The sequence below is a fragment of the Nocardioides scoriae genome (assembly GCF_900104965.1).
GTDB lineage: Bacteria > Actinomycetota > Actinomycetes > Propionibacteriales > Nocardioidaceae > Marmoricola > Marmoricola scoriae.
Genome location: NZ_LT629757.1, coordinates 2,319,927 through 2,337,156 on the forward strand (window position 1 = coordinate 2,319,927; position 17,230 = coordinate 2,337,156).

The window sequence follows — 17,230 nt, forward strand, 5'->3', positions numbered from 1 at the left end:
GCGGCGGCCCGCGCCCTCAGAGCGAGCAGCCCACCAGCACCGGCTCGGGGTGGAGCTCGACGCCGAAGCGGGTGAGCACGCCGTCGCGGATCTCGCGGGCCAGGGCGAGCACGTCCGCGGTGCTGGCCTCACCGCGGTTGGTCAGGGCCAGGGTGTGGCGCGAGGACAGCCGGGCCGGGCCGTCCCCGTGGCCCTTGGCGAAGCCGGCGTGCTCGATCAGCCAGGCCGCGCTGGTCTTGACGCGGTCGCCGTCGGCCGGCCAGGAGGGCGCGCCCTCGGGCAGCCGGTCCGGGTCGACGAACGGGTTGGTGAAGAACGAGCCGGTGCTCCAGGTGTCGTGGTCCTCCGCGTCGAGCACCATCGCCTTGCCCCGCCGCAGGGCCAGCACCGCCTCGCGCACGGCGCGGGCGGGCGCCCGGCGACCGACCTCGATGCCCAGCGCACGGGCCAGCTCGGCGTACTGCACGGGGGCGCCGAGGTCGCCCACGCCCAGCTGGAAGGTCACCGCGAGCACCACGAAGCGGTCGGGCTCCTGCTTGAAGCGCGAGGTCCGGTAGCCGAAGCCGCAGTCGGCCGCTGCGAAGGTCCGCACCGCTCCGCGCCGGCGGTCCCAGGTGCGGACGCGGGCCAGGGTCTGGCTGACCTCCTGGCCGTAGGCGCCGACGTTCTGCAGCGGCGTGGCGCCGGTCGTGCCGGGGATGCCGGACAGGGCCTCCAGGCCCGACCAGCCGCGCTCGACGGCCGCGGCGACCAGGTCGTCCCACGGCTCGCCCGCGGCGACCTCGACGAAGGCGCCGCCGCACAGGTCGGACTCGGCGCGCAGACCGCGGGTGCGGACCAGCACCACGCGGCCGGCGTACCCCTCGTCGGCGACCACGAGGTTGCTGCCGCCACCGACCACCAGCACCGGGGTGCCGGCCTCGTCGGCCCCGCGGACCGCCTCCACCAGCGCGTCCTCGGTCTCGGCGACGACCAGGTCGGCGGCGGGGCCACCCACGCGCAGGGTCGTGAGCCCCGCCAGGTGCGGGCTGGGGCCGGAGCGGGGAGCGGACGGGGTCACGGTCACCTCGGGGAGGCTAGTGCGGAGGAGGCCCGGAACGCGACGAGCGGCCCCGGCAAGGCCGGAGCCGCTCGATGCGGTGGGACTGCTGGGTTCAGCGGGTCTCGCGGTGCGCGGTGTGCGTGCGGCAGCGCGGGCAGAACTTCTTCAGCTCCATGCGGTCGGGGTCGTTGCGACGGTTCTTCTTGGTGATGTAGTTGCGTTCCTTGCAGTCCACGCACGCCAAGGTGATCTTGGGGCGGACGTCGGAGCTCTTGCTGGCCACGCGCGTGCCTTCTTCCCTGCTTGATGCTGTGAATGACGAGTGAGTAGCGGGGGCGGGACTCGATCCCGCGACCTCACGATTATGAGTCGTGCGCTCTAACCAGCTGAGCTACCCCGCCCCGGGCAACCACCGCGTCACCGCGGTCATTCCCAGAGCCCCTTTACGGAATCGAACCGTAGACCTTCTCCTTACCATGGAGACGCTCTGCCGACTGAGCTAAAGGGGCACGACCTCTCGGGCCGACGAGCAGAATACACAGGCGTGGGCCGATAGATGAAATCGGCCCGTTCCTGCCCCTCCGACGTCAGGACACAGCCATGACGAGCAGCCCGCCGCCGCCCCCACGGAGGGCCGACGAGCCGCCCCGGCGGCTGCTCGCGACCTGGGGCGTGGCGGGTGCGCTGGCCGCCGTCGAGGAGGGCGTGCGCACCGCCGTGGTGGTCGACGTCCTCAGCTTCAGCACGACCGTCAGCGTGGCCGCCGACCTGGGCATCGAGGTGCTCCCGCACGCCTGGGAGGGGTCGGCCGCGGCGTACGCCCTGCAGCACGGCGCCACCCTCGCCCGCCGCCGGCTCGCCGCCGGGCCGGGCGAGGTGAGCCTCTCGCCGACCAGCCTGCGGCGCTCCGGGGGCGTACGACGCCTCGTGCTGCCCTCCCCCAACGGCTCGACGATCTGCGCGGCGCTGGCCGACGCCGACGTGGTGGTCGCCGCCGGCTGCCTGCGCAACGCCGTCGCGGTCGGCGCCTGGCTGGCCGAGCAGCCCGGCGACGCCGTCGTGGTGGCCGCCGGGGAGCGCTGGGGCGACGACAGCCTGCGACCGGCCCTGGAGGACCTGCTGGGCGCCGGGGCGGTGCTGGCCGCCGCCCGGAGCACCCGCGAGCCCGACGGGGAGGCCGAGGCCGCCGTGGCGGCGTACGCCGACGCCGGGGACCGGCTCGCCGACCGCGTGCGTCGCTCGCGCAGCGGGGTGGAGCTCGACCAGATGGGGTTCGCCGCCGACGTCGAGGTGGCGCTCGAGACGGGCTCGAGCACGCTCGTCCCGGTGCTCGACGCGGGCGTCTTCGCCCCCGCCTGAGGTCGGGCGAGCGGCGGGTGCGGCGGTCCGGCAGCGGTGCTTGCGCCGAGCAACTAACCTGGGAGGGGCCGCCGCTCCGGGGGGCCGCCACCCCGCACCGATCCCTCAGGAGAGCCCGCCCGTGACGGCCACCGCCCCGCGTCCCGACGCCGCCCAGCCCAGCGCTACCACCCCGCCCGAGGGGGCCGCACCGGCAGGCGAGGAGTACACCCACGCGCAGATCCTCACGATCCTCTCGGGCCTGCTCCTCGGCATGTTCCTGGCCGCGCTGGACCAGTCGATCGTCAGCACCTCGATCCGCACCATCGCCGACGACCTGCAGGGCCTCTCGGCCCAGGCGTGGGTCACCACGGCGTACCTGATCACCTCGACGATCACGACGCCGATCTACGGCAAGCTGGGCGACCTCTACGGCCGCAAGAAGCTGTTCCTGTTCGCCATCACGCTGTTCGTCATCGGCTCGGCCGCCTGCTCGTTCGCGACCTCCATGTGGAACCTGGCCGCGCTGCGGGCGCTGCAGGGCCTCGGCGCCGGCGGGCTGTTCACGCTGGTGCTGGCCATCATCGGCGACATCGTCAGCCCCCGGGAGCGCGCGAAGTACACCGGCTACTTCATGGCCGTGTTCGCCACCTCGAGCGTGCTCGGCCCGGTCGCCGGCGGCCTGTTCGCGGGGCAGGACACGATCCTGGGCTTCACCGGCTGGCGCTGGGTCTTCCTCATCAACGTGCCGATCGGCATCGCCGCGCTGTTCGTGGTGACCAAGAACCTCCACCTGCACCACGTGCGCCGCGAGGCCCGCATCGACTGGATGGGCGCCACCGCCCTGGTCGTCGCCCTGGTGCCGCTGCTGACCGTGGCCGAGCAGGGTCGCGAGTGGGGATGGACCTCCGGTCGCTCGCTGGCGGCGTACGTCATCGGGCTGGCGGGCGTGGCGGCCTTCGTCGCGGCCGAGCGCCACATGGGCGACGACGCCCTGATCCCGCTGCGGATCTTCAAGCTGCGTGCCGCGGCCGTCGTCATCGGCGCCAGCGTGATCGTGGGCGCGGCGATGTTCGGCGCGATCACGGTGCTGCCGCAGTACATGCAGATCGTGCACGGCGCCTCGCCCACCGAGGCCGGCCTGATGATGCTGCCGATGGTGCTCGGCATGATGAGCGCCGGCATCGTCACCGGCCAGATCACCTCCCGCACCGGCACCATCCGGATCTTCCCCATCATCGGCTCCGGCATGGCGGGCGTGGCGATGATCGCGCTGTCGTTCGTCTCGGCCGACACCAGCCTGCTGTGGGTGATGGCCGGGATGCTGTTCCTCGGCCTCGGCCTCGGCCAGTGCATGCAGCCGCTGACGATCATCGTGCAGAACGCCGTCCCGCCCCGCGAGATCGGCGTCGCCACCAGCTCGGCGACGTTCTTCCGCCAGCTCGGCGGCACGCTCGGCGTCGCGATCTTCCTCTCGCTGCTGTTCAGCACCCTGGGCGAGAACATCCAGAAGGCGTTCCGCGCCGCCGGCCCCGAGCTGCAGCAGGCGGCCTCCGAGGGCCGCATCCCGCAGGGCCAGGTCGACGAGCAGGTGCTCTCCGCGCTGCAGAACCCCGGCCAGGGCAGCGGCGTCTTCGGCCAGGTGCAGAACGACTCCTCGATCATCGGCCGGATGAGCGACCTGGTGGCGCACCCCTTCCAGGTCGGGTTCTCCGACTCCATGAGCATGGTGCTGCTCGGCGGCGGCATCGTGATGCTGCTCGCCTTCCTGGTCCTCAACCTGATGCCCGCGGTCGAGCTGCGCAGCACCTCGGCCAGCGCGGCCGCACGGGCCGAGGGCGAGGCCGGGGCGGGAGCCGCGCCCGGCGCCGGTGCCGCAGCCGGCGGGTCGAGCGCCGGGGCCGCCGCGTCCGCGGGGTCCCCGGGCACGGTCGGGGCCCACCGCGCCGACACCGCCGTCGACGCCGGCGCCCCCGCGCCCGGCGGCGGGCGGCACGCGGCGTCCTAGCGGGCGACCCCGCGCACGTGGCAGCCGACCAGGTGGGTGTCCACGAGGCCGGTGGCCTCCATCAGCGCGTGCATCGTGGTCGGGCCGACGAAGGAGAAGCCACGGCGGCGCAGCTCCTTCGACAGCGCGGCCGAGCCCGGCGAGGTGGTCGGCACCTCGGCCGGCACCCGTGGCTCGGGATCGGTCTCGGGGGCGTACGCCGCGACGAGCGCGACCAGGCCCTCCTGCGACCGCAGCGCGACGGTGGCGCGGGCGTTGCGCAGCGTGGCCTCGATCTTGGCCCGGTTGCGCACGATGCCGGTGTCGCCCATCAGCCGCTCGACGTCCCCCTCGTCCATGGCGGCCACGGCGTCGACCTCGAAGCCGTGGAACACCTCGCGGAACCGCTCGCGCTTGTGGAGGATCGTCGACCAGGACAGGCCGGCCTGGAAGCCCTCGAGGCACAGCCGCTCGAACAGGCCGCGCTCGTCGGTGACCGGGCGACCCCACTCGGTGTCGTGGTAGTCGCGCATCGTGCCCGGGGCGGCCGCCCAGGGGCAGCGGCGGACGCCGTCCTCCCCCAGCTCGGTGCCGTCGACCCCGGGGTCGCTCATGCCGGGCTGGCCCCGAAGGCCTGCGACATCGCGGCGACGTGGCCCGGGGTCGACCCGCAGCAGGCACCGACGAGATCGACGCCGAGGTCGCGCAGCGCGACGGCGTGGGTGGCCATGTCGTCGGGCGTCGCGTCGTACTCGAAGTGGTCGCCGACCACCTGCGGCAGCCCGGCGTTGGACTGGGCCACCAGCAGCAGGCCGGGCTCGGGCAGGGCGTCGCGCGCCGCCACCATGGCCGCGGCGATCGCCTCCATCTCGCCCGGGCCGCGGCCGCAGTTGGCCCCGACCGCGTCGACGCCCGCGGCGGCCATCCGGGTCACGGCGGTGGCCGGGTCGACGCCCATCATGGTGTGCAGGTTGGTGTCGAAGCTGAACGTCACCACGACCGGGAGCCCGGGCGCGACCCGGTGGGCCGCCTCGACGGCCGCCTCGGCCTCGGCCGCGTCGCTCATGGTCTCCACCAGCACCAGGTCGATGCCGCCGGCGACCAGGCCCTGGATCTGCTCGACGAACAGCGCGGTCGCCGCCTCGGCGTCGAGGGTGCCGAGCGGGAAGAGCAGCTCTCCGGTCGGGCCGACGTCGCCCGCCACCAGCGCCCCGACCCGGTCGGCCTCCTTGCGGGCCAGGCGCGCGCCGGCCTCGTTGAGCTGGTGGACCATGTCGCCGAGCCCGTGCATCTCCAGGCGCGGGCGGGTGCCGCCGAAGGTGTTGGTGGTCAGCACCCGGGCGCCGGACTCGGCGTAGGCGCGGTGGGCGTCGCGCACGGCGTCGGGGCGGTCGAGGTTCCACAGCTCCCCGGAGCCGCCGTCGTCGAGGCCCATGTCCTGCAGCAGGGTGCCCATCCCCCCGTCGACCAGCACGACACCGCGGGCGGCGAGGTCGGACAGGGTGGACGGCGCGGGTCGCTCGGAGGTGCTCACCCGCCGAGCCTAGGACCCCGCACCGCCACGGGCACCCGCTCGCGGCCCGCGCCGGGTCAGGGGCCCCGCTGCACCAGCCGCACGCCGGGCAGCACCGGGGCGTGGAGGGCCTCCAGGGGGTCGTCGGCCGGCAGCTCGAAGCGGGAGTCGTCACCGGCGTCGAGGCGGCCCTCCCACTGGCGCCGGTAGGCGACGATCTCGTCGTGGTCGCGGCCGATGAAGTTCCACCACATCACGATCTTCTCGCCGAACGGCGGGCCGCCGAGCAGCAGCAGCCGCGCGTCCTCCTCCTGCGCGGCGAGCTCCAGCGTGGAGGCTCCGGGCGCCTGGAACCCCAGCTCCGCGCGGGCCAGCGGCTCGCCGTCGACCCGCACCGTGCCGGTGTCGACCAGCAGCCCGAGCTCGAAGGCGGGGTCGACCGGGACGCTGAGCGTCGTGCCGGCGGCGAGCACCAGCTCGGCGCCGAGCAGGGGGCTGAAGGTGCGCACCGGCGAGGTCGAGCCGAGCAGCGACCCGAGGAAGACGCGTGCCTCCCAGCCGGGCCCGGACACCGGCTCCGGCGCGTGGTGCTCGAAGGTCGGGTCGACCTGGCGCTCGCCGTCGGGCAGCGCCAGCCACAGCTGGGCGCCGTGGAGCTGCGTCGTGCCGGGGGTGGAGTACTCGCTGTGGCTGATGCCGCGGCCCGCGGTCATCAGGTTGACCTCGCCGGGACGCACCAGCGCGTGGTGCCCCGCCGAGTCGCGGTGCTCGATCTCCCCGGTGAACAGCCAGCTCACCGTCTGCAGCCCGGTGTGCGGGTGCGGCGGCACGACCATGCCGCCGGAGGCGTCGACGTCGTCGGGCCCGTAGTGGTCGACGAAGCACCACGCCCCGATGAGGGTGCGCTGGCGCTGCGGGAGGGTGCGGCGCACGGTCATGGCCCGCAGGCCCCCCAGGGGCACGTCACGCGGCGTCAGGACCTCCATGACCCCAGGGTGCCACCCAGGGACCAGGATGGGCTCATGGCTCCCCACGTGCTCCCCTTCGGCTCCTGGCCCTCCCCCGTCTCCCCGGCCGACCTGGTCGCCGGCGGTGGGGTCCCGGCCGAGCCCGTCGTCGACGGCGGCGCCGTCCACTGGCTCACCACCACGCCCGAGAGCGGGGCCCGGGTGATCCTGCGGCGACGCGACGCGGACGGCACCGTCACCGACCTCTCCCCCGACTGGATGTCGGTGCGCTCCCGCGTCCACGAGTACGGCGGCGGGGCGTACGCCGCGCGCGGCGGCGTCGTCGTGGCCGTCGACCTCTCCACCCAGCAGCTGTGGCGCCTGGACGGCCACCCCCGTCCGCTCAGCGGCGGCACGGCGGACGCAGCAGTGCGCTGGGCCGCCCCGGAGATCGACCTGGAGCGCGGCGTGGTCGTCGTGGTCCGCGAGGACCACCGCGACCCGGCCGCGGAGCCGGTCAACGAGCTGGTGCGGCTGCCGCTGGAGCCCACCGGCGAGCCCGGGTTCGGCGAGGTCGTCGTGCCCGGCCGCCGGCGGTCGCTGCCGCGGCCCGACGCCGACGACGCGGGTGACCCCGCCCTGCCCGACTTCGTCGCCGACCCGGCGCTCTCGCCCGACGGCCGCCGGCTCGCCTGGGCGCAGTGGTCGCACCCGGCCATGCCCTGGGACGCCGCCACGGTCGTCGTGGCCGACCTCGACGCCGGGGGCCGGCCCACCTCGGCCCGGGCGGTCGCGGGCGCGGGCACCGACCTGGGCCGCACCGCCGGCACGCCGGTGTGGCTCGACGCCGACCGGCTGGTGCTCCTCACCGACCCCGACGACCGTGCGGTGCCGCACCTGCTCGACCTCGCCGGCGACGACGCCCCCGTGGCCCTGGCCCCCGCCGACAGCGAGCACGGCCTGCCGGGCTGGCAGTTCCGGATGCGCACCCTCGCGCCGCTGCCCGACGGGCGCGTGGCCACCGCCCGCACCGTCGAGGGCGTGCTGCGGCTGTCCGTCCTGGACCCGGCCGCGCCCGGGTCGGTCACCGACCTCGACCTGCCGCTGGTGGCCGTCTCGGGCCTGGCGACCCACCCCGCGGGCCTGGTGGCCGACGCGGGCCTCGTCGAGACCGGGTTCGCCGCGGTCGTCGTCGCGGTCGACGGCGACGCCGCTCGGCTCGAGATCGTGGCCACGCGCGGCACCGTCCCTGACCCCGCGCACGTCGCCGTCGCGGAGCCGGTCAGCTGGACCGGCCACGCGGGCGACACGGCCCACGGCTTCCTGCACCGGCCCACCCACCCCGAGGTCACCGGCCCCGCCGACGAGCTGCCGCCGCTGGTCGTGGTGGCCCACGGCGGGCCGACGTCGGCGACCACGACGGTGCCGCGGGCGGCGTACGCCTTCTTCACCTCGCGCGGCATCGCGGTGCTCGACGTCAACTACGCGGGGTCGACGGGCTACGGCCGCGCCTACCGCGAGCGGCTGCGCGGCCGGTGGGGCGTCGCCGACATCGAGGACGTCGTCGCGGGTGCTCGGCACCTCGCGGACACCGGGGTCGTCGACGGCACCCGGATGGGGGTGCGGGGCGGCTCCGCGGGCGGGTACGTCGTGCTCGCCGCGCTCGCCTTCCACGACACCTTCTCGGCCGGCATCAGCTACTTCGGCGTCTCCGACCCGTCGCTGCTGGCCCAGGAGACCCACAAGATGGAGTCGCGCTACCTCGACGGCCTCATCGGGCCGTGGCCGGCCGCGCGGGCGACCTACGAGGAGCGCTCGCCGCTGCACCACGTCGACGGCATCCGCGCGCCGCTGCTGCTGCTCCAGGGCGCCGAGGACCGGGTGGTGCCGCCCTCCCAGGCGGAGGTGATGGCCGCGTCGCTGCGCGAGCAGCGGCTGCCGGTCGCGCTGGTGGTCTTCCCCGGCGAGGGCCACGGGTTCCGCGACCCGGCCCACATCGTCCGGGCCGCCGAGATGGAGCTCAGCTTCCTCGGCCAGCTGTGGGGGTTCGACCCCGCCGACGACCTCGAGCCGCTGGTGGTCGAGAACCTCTGAGCAGACGCACCCGGCCCGGGCCGCACGAGTGCGGTCCGGGCCGGGTGGGAGGTGCTGGGGTCAGCGGGGACGCTGGCCGCGGCTGAACGACGCCGCGCTGTGCGAGCCGCCGCTGGCCGCGGGGGCGCCCGCGCGACGACCGCGCGAGCCGCCGGAGCCGCCGCCCTGGGGACGCGAGCCGGACTTCGGCGCCGACTGGCCGCGGCCGCCGGAGCGGCCCCCGCCGCCGTTGCCGCCGCCCTGGCCGCCGGTGCTGGACGTGGCCGCGCCGGAGCGACCGCCGCGACGACGACCGCCACCGGTCCCGCCGCCACCGCTGCGTCGGCCGCCGCCGCCACCGCCCTGCTGGACCGCGGGGCGCTCGTCCTTGAGGCCGCCCTCGACCAGGACGCGCTCGCCGGGGGCGAGCTCCTGGAGCAGGGCGTGCGAGGGGCCGCCGATCTTGGTGGTGGTCGGCTTGATGCCGGCCGCGCGGGTCAGGTCGCGCACGTCGCGGACCTGCTGGTCGGTCATCAGCGTGACGACCGTGCCGGCGGCACCGGCGCGGGCGGTGCGGCCCGAGCGGTGCAGGTAGGCCTTGTGCTCGGCCGGCGGGTCGGCGTGGACGACGAGGGTGACGTCGTCGACGTGGATGCCGCGGGCGGCGATGTCGGTGGCGACCAGCGTCGTGGCCCGGCCCGCGTGGAAGTGGTCCATGTTGCGGGTGCGGGCGTTCTGGGCGAGGTTGCCGTGCAGCTCGACCGCGGGCACGCCGTTGGAGTTGAGCTGGCGGGCGAGCGCCTTGGCGCCGTGCTTGGTGCGGGTGAAGACCACGGTGCGGCTGTTGGGCGCGCTGGTGAGGTCGACCAGCACGGGCAGGCGCTGCTCGCGGGGCAGGTGCAGGACGTGGTGGTCCATCTTGGAGACGGGCGACTGCGCCGAGTCGGCCTCGTGGACGGCCGGGTCGACCAGGAAGCGCTTGACCAGGACGCCGACGGCGTTGTCGAGCGTGGCCGAGAACAGCATCCGCTGGCCACCGCGCGGGGTGGCGTCGAGCAGGCGGCGCACGGCGGGCAGGAAGCCGAGGTCGGCCATGTGGTCGGCCTCGTCGAGGATGGTGATCTCGACCTGGCTGAGGTCGGCGAAGCCCTGCTGGATGAGGTCCTCGAGGCGGCCGGGGCAGGCGATGACGACGTCGACGCCGTCGCGCAGGGCGCGGACCTGGGGGTTCTGGCCCACGCCGCCGAACACGGTGCGGGTGGTGAGGCGGTGCAGGTCGGCGAGGGGGGTCAGCGCCTCGTCGATCTGGTTCACCAGCTCGCGGGTCGGGGCGAGGATCAGGGCCCGCGGCTTGCGCGGCGTACGACGCCCGGCGGTCGCGGCCAGGCGGGTCACCAGCGGCAGCAGGAAGGCCAGCGTCTTGCCGGAGCCGGTGCGACCGCGGCCGAGGACGTCGCGACCCTTGAGGGAGTCGGGCAGCGTGGCCGCCTGGATGGGGGTGGGCTCGGTGATCCCGCCCGCGGCGAGCGCCTCGGCGAGGTTCGTGGGCAGGCCGAGGCCGGTGAAGGAGGTAGACAAGGAGGAACCGCTCTCTGAGTTCGTGTGGGCCCCACCTCAGCCGTGCCGACCTGGGTGGTCGAGGAGTCCGGCGGCGTGGAGCACGACCCCCGCGAACGGCGGGTGAGGAGCTGCGACACGCGTCAGGACCGAGGTGGGACGAACGGTCCTAGTGCTGCCAGCGTAGGGCAACGGGACCGGTTCGCCCCAATCGAGCGGAAACGCGTGACGGCGGTCACGCCCCGGTGTCGGCCAGCTCGACCAGCGCGTGCGAGACCGCAGCCCCCACGGCCCGGGCCAGCGAGGCGTGCCCGTCGTCGACCCGCTCGGGCACGACGGCGTGCACGATGCCCGCCCGCAGCAGGGAGGCGGCGTCGACGCCCTGCGCCTCGGCCATCTCGGCCGCGTGGTCGAGGTCGCCGTGGCGGATCACGCTGGCCCCCTCCGGCGGCAGCGGCGAGAGCCAGGCGTTGCTGGTGGCGAGCACCCGCTGGGCGGGCAGCAGCGCGAGCGCGCCGCCGCCGCAGCCCTGCCCCAGGACGACCGAGACGGTGGGCACCTGCAGCGTGGAGATCGCCGCGATGCAGCGGGCGATCTCGCCCGCGACGGCTCCCTCCTCCGCGGCCTGCGAGAGCTCGGCGCCGGGGGTGTCCACGACCGTGACCAGCGGCAGCCGCAGCTCCTCGGCGAGCCGCATCCCGCGCCGGGCCTGGCGCAGCGCGGCCGGGCCGAGGGGGGTGGTGGCGGTCTGGCGCAGCCGGTCCTGGCCGACCAGGACGCACGGCCGGCCGTCGAGGCGGGTCAGCGCCACGATGACCGAGGCGTCGCGCTCGCCCTCCTCGGTCCCGCCGAGCGGCAGCGTGTCGGTGGCGGCGTGCCGCAGCAGCTCGCGCACCCCCAGCCGGTCCTCGGAGCGGGTGAGCCCGACCGACTCCCAGACCGGGCGCGGCTCCGCCACGCCCCCGCGGACCTCCAGCGACGGCGGCACCGCGGGGTCCACGAGCACGGCCAGGGTCCGGTCGACCAGCTCGGGCAGGTCCTCGGTGGCCACGACCGCGTCGATGATGCCGTGGGCCACGAGGTTCTCCGCGCGCTGCACGCCCTCGGGGAAGGCGGTGCCGTTGAGCGCCTCGAAGACCTTGGGCCCCAGGAAGCCGACCAGGGCACCGGGCTCGGCGACGGTCACGTGGCCCAGCGACCCCCAGGAGGCGAAGACGCCGCCGGTCGTGGGGTGACGCAGGTGCACCAGGTACGGCAGCCCGGCGGCCCGGTGGGCCATCACGGCCCGGGAGATCTCGGCCATCTGCCAGAAGGCGGGCGTGCCCTCCTGCATCCGGGTCCCGCCCGAGGCGGTGGTGGCCAGCAGCGGCAGCCCCTCCGCGGTCGCGCGGCGCACGGCGGCCACGATCCGGTGGGCCGCGGCCATCCCGATCGACCCGCCGAGGAAGCGGAACTCGTTGACCACGACGGCCACGGGACGGCCGCGGACCAGCCCGCGGCCGGTCGTGACCGACTCGTCGCACCCCGACTTGACCGCCGCCGCCTCGAGCTCGGCGCGGTACGCCGGCGCGTGGCCGGACACGTCCACCGGCTCGTCCCACGAGTCGAAGGACCCGGCGTCCAGGACGAGGTCGACCAGCTCCTGGGCCCCCCAGCGACGGGTCACGACGGCTGCGTCCCCTCGGCCAGCCAGTCCCGGACCGACTGCCCGTGCTGGTCGAGGGTGGGGGGCGCCGCGTGGCCGGTGCGGGTGACCTCGGCGCCCTCGGCGTCGAAGAACCGGAGCGGCGGGCCGGGCAGCTGGACCTTCCCCAGGACCGCGTGCTCGACGTCGACGAGCAGGCCCTGGCTGGCGACCTGGTCCCAGGCGTAGACCTCGTCCATGGTGCGGACCTTGCCCGCGGGCACGCCGATCTCGGCGAGCCTGGCCAGCAGCGGCTCGGCGTCCCAGTCGGCGAAGACCTCCTCCACCAGCGCGATCACGCGGTCGCGGTGGCCGACCCGCTCGGGGTTGGTGGCCACGCCCTCGGTGGCGGGGTCGAGCCCGAAGCCGGCGCACAGCCGCTTCCACAGGCCCTCGCTGCCGACCGAGATCTGCACGGCACCGTCGCGGCAGTGGAACAGGCCGTACGGCGTGATCGACGGGTGGTGGTTGCCCTGGGCCCGGCCGACCTCCCCGGCCACGGTCCAGCGGGTGCCCTGGAAGGCGTGCACCCCGACGGTGGCGGCCAGCAGCGAGGTCCGCACGACCGTGCCGACGCCGGTGCGGTCGCGCTCGTGCAGCGCGGCGAGCACGCCGTAGGCGCCGTACATGCCCGAGAGCAGGTCGGCGATCGGCACGCCGACGCGCTGCGGGTCCTCGGGACCGGAGCCGGTCAGCGACATCAGGCCCGCCTCGCCCTGCGCGATCTGGTCGTAGCCCGCGCGCCCGCCCTCGGGCCCGTCGTGGCCAAAGCCGGTGATCGACAGCACGACCAGCCGCGGGTTGCGCTGCTGGAGCAGCTCGAAGCCCAGCCCGAGCCGCTCGAGGACCCCGGTGCGGAAGTTCTCGACCAGGACGTCGGCACGGTCGACGAGCTGCAGCAGCACCTCGCGGTCCGCCTTCGCCTTGAGGTCGAGGGTGATCGACTCCTTGTTGCGGTTGGCCGAGAGGAAGTACGTCGACTGGCGGTCGTCGTCGGGGCCCACGAACGGGGGCCCCCAGCCACGGGTGTCGTCGCCGTGGCCCGGGGCCTCGACCTTGACGACCCGGGCACCGAGGTCGCCCAGCATCATCGTGGCGTGGGGCCCGGCCAGGGCGCGGGAGAGGTCGACGACCAGGACGTCGGAGAGGGGTCCTGCGGAGGGGTCGGTCACGGGGTTCACCATCCCGGCAGCACCAGGGCTGCCCACACGAGGAGGGGTCCGACCAGGGTGACGAGCACGCCGTAGGTCAGGATCTGCTTGTAGTAGACGGGCTCCTCCACGGTGTCGGGCCGGTTGGCCAGCATCAGCGCACCGTTGGTCGAGAAGGGGCTCACGTCCACGATGGTGGACGACACCGCCAGCGCCGCGACGAACAGGGCCGCGTTGATGCCGCCGTCCGCGATCAGCGGCACCGCGATCGGGATGATCACGGGCAGCAGCGCGGTCGACGAGGCGAAGGCCGAGACCACACCGCCGACGTAGCACAGGATCAGCGCGCCGATCGCGGCTGCTCCGAGGCCCGCGGCCCAGGTGCCGACGAACTCCGGCGCCTTCGCGGTGGTGAGCACCGTGGCGTAGGTGCTGACGCCGGCGACCAGGAGCACGGTGGGCCAGGCGATCTGCTTGACCGCCTCCTTGTGCTGGTTCGGGGCGAGCATGTTGAGGATGACCGCGGCCGTGATGGCCACGAAGCCGATGTTCTTGTCGAAGGCCAGCGCGATCACGGCCACCGCGACGAAGGCGACGAGCGTGAGCACCTGGTCGTGGCGGACGCCGGGGTTGGCGGTCTTCGTGCCGGTGGCGGTCGAGGTGCCGTAGCCGCGCTGCGGGATCGTGGCGCCCCCGCGGTGCAGGTCGTCGGACAGGGTGTCGGGGTCCTCGGGGTCGAGCCGCTGGCTCATCAGGGAGCGGCCGCCGAGGGCGACGAAGAGGACCAGCGCGAGGATGAAGTTGACGACCAGGCTGGCGAGGAAGACCGCGATCTCGCTGGAGGGCAGCCCGGCGCCCTCCATCACCGAGTTGGTGATGGTGCCGTAGATGCTGATCGGCGAGAACCCACCGGCCTGGGCGCCGTGGACGACCATCATGCCCATCATCAGCGGGCTGATCCGGTAGCGACCGGCGAAGCCGAGGGCGATCGGGCCGATGATCGCGCAGGCGGCCGGGCTGGCGGCGCCGATGGCGGTCAGCAGCGCGGTCACGAAGAACATCACCCACGGGATCAGCGCCACGCGCCCGCCGACGGCGCGGACCGCGCTGCGCACGATCAGGTCGACCGTGCCGTTGTTGCGCGCGATCGCGAACAGGTACGTCACCCCGATCAGGGTGAGGATCAGGTCACCGCTGACGCCCCCCAGGATCGTCTTCTCGTCGAGGTCGAGGGCGTACATCCCGACCAGCCACGCGGCGACGTACGCCAGCGCTCCCATGTTGATCGGCAGCAGCGTGCCGATCACGAACAGTGCTACCAGGGCGAGGATCGCCACCCATTCCGGTCCCATCGACCGACCACCTATCTTCTCCGTTGCCAGGCGACCCGTGTGAGCCGGGTCACGTACTGGATCAGTGGCCTAGCCAATAGCCCAACAGGCCAGTTGTCAATAGACTCGGGTCATGACCGAGCGCTCCCCCGCTGCCTTCCCCGGCCGGCTGAACCGCAGCCGGCTCTACGAGCAGGTGGCCGAGCAGATCACCACCTGGATCGCCGACAACGGCCTGCGGGCCGGCGACCGGATCCCGCCCGAGCGCGAGCTGGCGACCCGGCTCGGCGTCAGCCGGGCGACCCTGAGCCAGGCGCTGGTCGCGCTCGAGGTCATCGGCGTGGTGGCCGTGCGGCACGGCGACGGCACGGTGGTGACCGAGGCGGGCTCGGCCCGCACCGTCGAGGCCATCCGGGCCCACGCCGACCGGCTGCCGGAGATCATCGACACCCGCGACGCGCTCGAGACCAAGCTCGCGGCCCTCGCCGCCACGCGACGCACCCCCGAGGACCTGGAGCGCATCGAAGCCGCGCTGGCCGGCATGGCCGCCGACGTCGAGGCCGGCGGGCGCGGCGTGCAGGGCGACGAGCAGTTCCACGGCGCCGTCACGGCCGCCGCCCACTCGCTGCTGCTCGCCCGGCTGATGGAGGAGATCTCCGAGCTGATCCGCGAGACCCGGCTGGAGTCGCTGTCGCAGCCCGACCGCCCCCGCGCCTCGCTCGCGGGCCACCGGGCCGTCGCCGACGCGATCCGCGCCGGAGACCCCGCGGCCGCGGCCGCCGCGATGCACGACCACGTGACGATGGTCAGCGACGTCGCACTGCTGCGCGAGCCCGAGGCCGGGTGAGCGGCTGGGAGCAGGTCGCCGTCCTCGCCGCCGGCCTCGGCGCCGGCGTGCTGACCTCGACGGTCGGCGTGGCCTCGCTGCTCAGCTTCCCGGTGCTGCTCGCGGTCGGTCTGCCCCCGGTCACCGCGAACGCCTCCAACACCGTCGGCATGGTCGGGGCGGGGGTGGGCGGCTCGTTCGGCTACCGCCACGAGCTGCGCCTGCACCCCCGCCTGACCCTGGTCGTGCTGGCGTCGTGCGCGGCCGGCTCGGTCCTGGGCGCCACGTTGCTGCTCGCGCTGCCACCGGGTGTCTTCGAGGCGGTGGTGCCGTGGCTGATCCTCGGCACCAGCGTCCTGGTCGGCGTCCAGCCCCGGATCTCGCGCCGCGTCCGTGCCCGCCACGTCGGGGCGGCCGACCGCGTCGAGATGTCGCGGACCACGCTGGGCTTCTCGGCGCTCACCGGCGTGTACGGCGGCTACTTCGGGGCCGGCTCGGGCGTGATGATGGTGGCCGTCCTCGGCTTCGGGCTCGACCTGCCGTTCACGGTCGTCAACGCCCTCAAGACGCTGGCCATCATGTCGGCCAACGTCGTCGCGACCCTGGTGTTCCTCGTCTTCGCGCCGCTCGACTGGCCGGTCATCGTGCTGCTCGCCGCGGGCTCGGTCGTCGGGGGCTACGTCGGCGCCCACGTCGGCCGCCGGCTGCCCGACGCGGTCTTCCGCACGCTGGTCGTCCTGGCCGGCGTCACGGCGGGCGTGCTGCTGCTCGTGCGCTAGCGGCCCGCCACCCGACGGGCCAGGCGGACCGGCGCCGTGGGCCGCATCCCGAGCACGAACGGCTCCGGCCGCGCGCCGAGCCCGGCCTTGAACCGCGCCACCCGCTCGTCGACCTCGCCCACCAGGTCCGCGCTGGTGCAGCCCCGGCGGGCCACCTCGTCGAGGACGTGGGCGTGCAGCGCGAAGTTGGCCCGGGCGTCGCGGACCTCGCGCAGGCACCCGCCCACCCAGACGTACGCCGTCCGGTCGCGCACCAGCGTGACCAGCACGCCGACGCAGCGCCCGTCGAGGTGCGCCGCGTGGACGAGGGCCCCGGGGTGCGAGGCGACCAGCCGCTCCCACCCGGCGGGGCCGAGCGCGGCGTACGGGTCGGAGGCGCCGTGGGCGGCGTACGCCTCGCCCAGCAGCTGCGGCAGCACCCGCGCGGCCGTCGCCGCGTCGACCGGGCCGACGGTGACGCCCGCCTGCTCGGCGGTGCGCAGCGCGCGTCGCGTGTTGCGGTTGTACGCCGCGGCGGGGTCGCCCGGGCCGAGGTCGACCACCCAGGTGCGCGGCGACCCGACCTCCACGCCGGCGTCCTCCAGCAGCAGCACCTGCGCCGGCGTCGGCGAGCGCCGGTCCACCCGCAGCGCCACCGCCCCGCGGCGCCCGGCCCAGCCTCCCGCCGCGGCCACGACCGCCCGCAGGTGGTGGTCGTCGACGACCGGACCCAGGAACGGGAAGGGCGTCGGGGCCGGCACCCGGACGGGCCCGCGCCGCGCCAGCAGCAGCGGCACCAGGCCGACGGCCTCGCCCGCGACCTCGGCCGCCAGCAGCTCCAGCCGCCAGCCCCGCAGGTCCGCGAACGCCGTCAGGAAGGCCGCCTCGTGAAAGGCCGTGGCCCCGGCCCAGCGCCCGAGCTCGCGGTCCCAGTCGGCCGGCGTGCGGCGCGACCAGCGCACCCGGGCGTCGCCCGTCCCGACGAGCAGCACCCCGACCACGCTCCCTGTCGATCACCCGATT

At 75.0% G+C, this 17,230-nt stretch carries 15 protein-coding genes and 2 tRNA genes; 5 read left to right on the forward strand and 12 right to left on the reverse strand.

Going from position 1 to position 17,230, the window contains the following annotated elements; all coding sequences use genetic code 11:
* Nucleotides 1-16: 16 nt before the first annotated feature.
* The 4 genes from BLU55_RS11140 to BLU55_RS11155 form a co-directional block, all read right to left on the reverse strand.
* Nucleotides 17-1,066, reverse strand: a complete 1,050-nt coding sequence (locus BLU55_RS11140) for a UDP-N-acetylmuramate dehydrogenase (protein WP_231916830.1) — start codon at nt 1,064-1,066, stop codon at nt 17-19.
* Between the two features lie 88 nt (nt 1,067-1,154).
* A complete protein-coding gene (rpmG, locus tag BLU55_RS11145; RefSeq protein WP_056536155.1) occupies nt 1,155-1,325 on the reverse strand; it encodes a 50S ribosomal protein L33 in 171 nt (56 codons plus the stop codon).
* Nucleotides 1,326-1,369: 44 nt separating this feature from the next.
* Nucleotides 1,370-1,443: transfer RNA gene (locus BLU55_RS11150), tRNA-Met, on the reverse strand.
* A 35-nt stretch (nt 1,444-1,478) separates the two neighbouring features.
* Nucleotides 1,479-1,551, reverse strand: a tRNA-Thr gene (locus tag BLU55_RS11155).
* A gap of 91 nt (nt 1,552-1,642) precedes the next feature.
* Between BLU55_RS11155 and BLU55_RS11160 the strand changes: the two genes are divergently transcribed.
* On the forward strand, nt 1,643-2,401 hold the full coding sequence (locus BLU55_RS11160; RefSeq protein ID WP_091729607.1) for a 2-phosphosulfolactate phosphatase: 759 nt from the start codon (nt 1,643-1,645) through the stop codon (nt 2,399-2,401).
* Between the two features lie 121 nt (nt 2,402-2,522).
* Nucleotides 2,523-4,388 carry an MDR family MFS transporter gene (locus BLU55_RS11165; protein ID WP_091729609.1) on the forward strand — a complete coding sequence of 622 codons (1,866 nt, stop codon included), beginning with the start codon at nt 2,523-2,525 and terminating at the stop codon, nt 4,386-4,388.
* On the opposite strand, the gene BLU55_RS11170 is transcribed toward BLU55_RS11165, so the two are convergent.
* Genes BLU55_RS11170 through BLU55_RS11180 form a run of 3 tightly spaced genes read right to left on the reverse strand, consistent with a single transcriptional unit; the run spans nt 4,385 to nt 6,866 of the window.
* Entirely contained in the window at nt 4,385-4,981 is a 597-nt protein-coding gene (locus BLU55_RS11170; RefSeq protein WP_091729612.1) for a DNA-3-methyladenine glycosylase I, read from the reverse strand. The two genes, BLU55_RS11165 and BLU55_RS11170, sit on opposite strands and share 4 nt — an antisense overlap.
* Nucleotides 4,978-5,901 (reverse strand): homocysteine S-methyltransferase family protein, encoded by a 924-nt coding sequence (locus BLU55_RS11175; RefSeq protein WP_197680963.1) that lies wholly within the window; start codon nt 5,899-5,901, stop codon nt 4,978-4,980. The genes BLU55_RS11170 and BLU55_RS11175 overlap by 4 nt, the downstream gene beginning before the upstream one ends.
* Before the next feature lie 56 nt (nt 5,902-5,957).
* Nucleotides 5,958-6,866: a pirin family protein gene (locus tag BLU55_RS11180; RefSeq protein ID WP_091729615.1), complete on the reverse strand. Its 909-nt coding sequence runs from the start codon at nt 6,864-6,866 to the stop codon at nt 5,958-5,960.
* Between the two features lie 36 nt (nt 6,867-6,902).
* Here BLU55_RS11180 and BLU55_RS11185 point away from each other — a divergent pair, with 36 nt between their 5' ends.
* A complete protein-coding gene (locus BLU55_RS11185) occupies nt 6,903-8,921 on the forward strand; it encodes an alpha/beta hydrolase family protein (protein WP_091729618.1) in 2,019 nt (672 codons plus the stop codon).
* Nucleotides 8,922-8,981: 60 nt separating this feature from the next.
* On the opposite strand, the gene BLU55_RS11190 is transcribed toward BLU55_RS11185, so the two are convergent.
* The 4 genes from BLU55_RS11190 to BLU55_RS11205 form a co-directional block, all read right to left on the reverse strand.
* Nucleotides 8,982-10,478, reverse strand: coding sequence for a DEAD/DEAH box helicase (locus BLU55_RS11190; protein ID WP_091729621.1), 1,497 nt, complete (start codon nt 10,476-10,478; stop codon nt 8,982-8,984).
* Nucleotides 10,479-10,692: 214 nt separating this feature from the next.
* The gene (locus BLU55_RS11195; RefSeq protein ID WP_091729625.1) at nt 10,693-12,123 is read right to left on the reverse strand and encodes a carboxyl transferase domain-containing protein; all 1,431 of its coding nucleotides are present in this window, start codon (nt 12,121-12,123) and stop codon (nt 10,693-10,695) included.
* Complete coding sequence (locus tag BLU55_RS11200; RefSeq protein ID WP_231916831.1) at nt 12,120-13,313, reverse strand: CaiB/BaiF CoA transferase family protein; 1,194 nt, start codon at nt 13,311-13,313, stop codon at nt 12,120-12,122. Before BLU55_RS11200 ends, BLU55_RS11195 begins: the two co-directional genes overlap by 4 nt.
* A 5-nt stretch (nt 13,314-13,318) precedes the next feature.
* Nucleotides 13,319-14,644, reverse strand: a complete 1,326-nt coding sequence (locus BLU55_RS11205) for an SLC13 family permease (RefSeq protein WP_091729630.1) — start codon at nt 14,642-14,644, stop codon at nt 13,319-13,321.
* 112 nt (nt 14,645-14,756) lie between these two features.
* Between BLU55_RS11205 and BLU55_RS11210 the strand changes: the two genes are divergently transcribed.
* Both BLU55_RS11210 and BLU55_RS11215 read left to right on the forward strand, forming a co-directional pair.
* Nucleotides 14,757-15,470: a FadR/GntR family transcriptional regulator gene (locus tag BLU55_RS11210; RefSeq protein WP_091729633.1), complete on the forward strand. Its 714-nt coding sequence runs from the start codon at nt 14,757-14,759 to the stop codon at nt 15,468-15,470.
* Entirely contained in the window at nt 15,467-16,228 is a 762-nt protein-coding gene (locus BLU55_RS11215) for a sulfite exporter TauE/SafE family protein (RefSeq protein ID WP_091729635.1), read from the forward strand. Before BLU55_RS11210 ends, BLU55_RS11215 begins: the two co-directional genes overlap by 4 nt.
* On the opposite strand, the gene BLU55_RS11220 is transcribed toward BLU55_RS11215, so the two are convergent.
* Nucleotides 16,225-17,199 carry a GNAT family N-acetyltransferase gene (locus tag BLU55_RS11220; RefSeq protein ID WP_157682828.1) on the reverse strand — a complete coding sequence of 325 codons (975 nt, stop codon included), beginning with the start codon at nt 17,197-17,199 and terminating at the stop codon, nt 16,225-16,227. The genes BLU55_RS11215 and BLU55_RS11220 overlap by 4 nt on opposite strands.
* Between the last annotated feature and the right edge of the window lie 31 nt (nt 17,200-17,230).

Coding starts and splice junctions, on each gene's coding strand:
- BLU55_RS11185 (WP_091729618.1), top strand. CDS start 6,903: ATGGCTCCCCACGTGCTCCCCTTCGGCTCCTGGCCCTCCCCCGTCTCC.
- BLU55_RS11180 (WP_091729615.1), bottom strand. CDS start 6,866: ATGGAGGTCCTGACGCCGCGTGACGTGCCCCTGGGGGGCCTGCGGGCC.
- BLU55_RS11210 (WP_091729633.1), top strand. CDS start 14,757: ATGACCGAGCGCTCCCCCGCTGCCTTCCCCGGCCGGCTGAACCGCAGC.
- BLU55_RS11160 (WP_091729607.1), top strand. CDS start 1,643: ATGACGAGCAGCCCGCCGCCGCCCCCACGGAGGGCCGACGAGCCGCCC.
- BLU55_RS11170 (WP_091729612.1), bottom strand. CDS start 4,981: ATGAGCGACCCCGGGGTCGACGGCACCGAGCTGGGGGAGGACGGCGTC.
- BLU55_RS11205 (WP_091729630.1), bottom strand. CDS start 14,644: ATGGGACCGGAATGGGTGGCGATCCTCGCCCTGGTAGCACTGTTCGTG.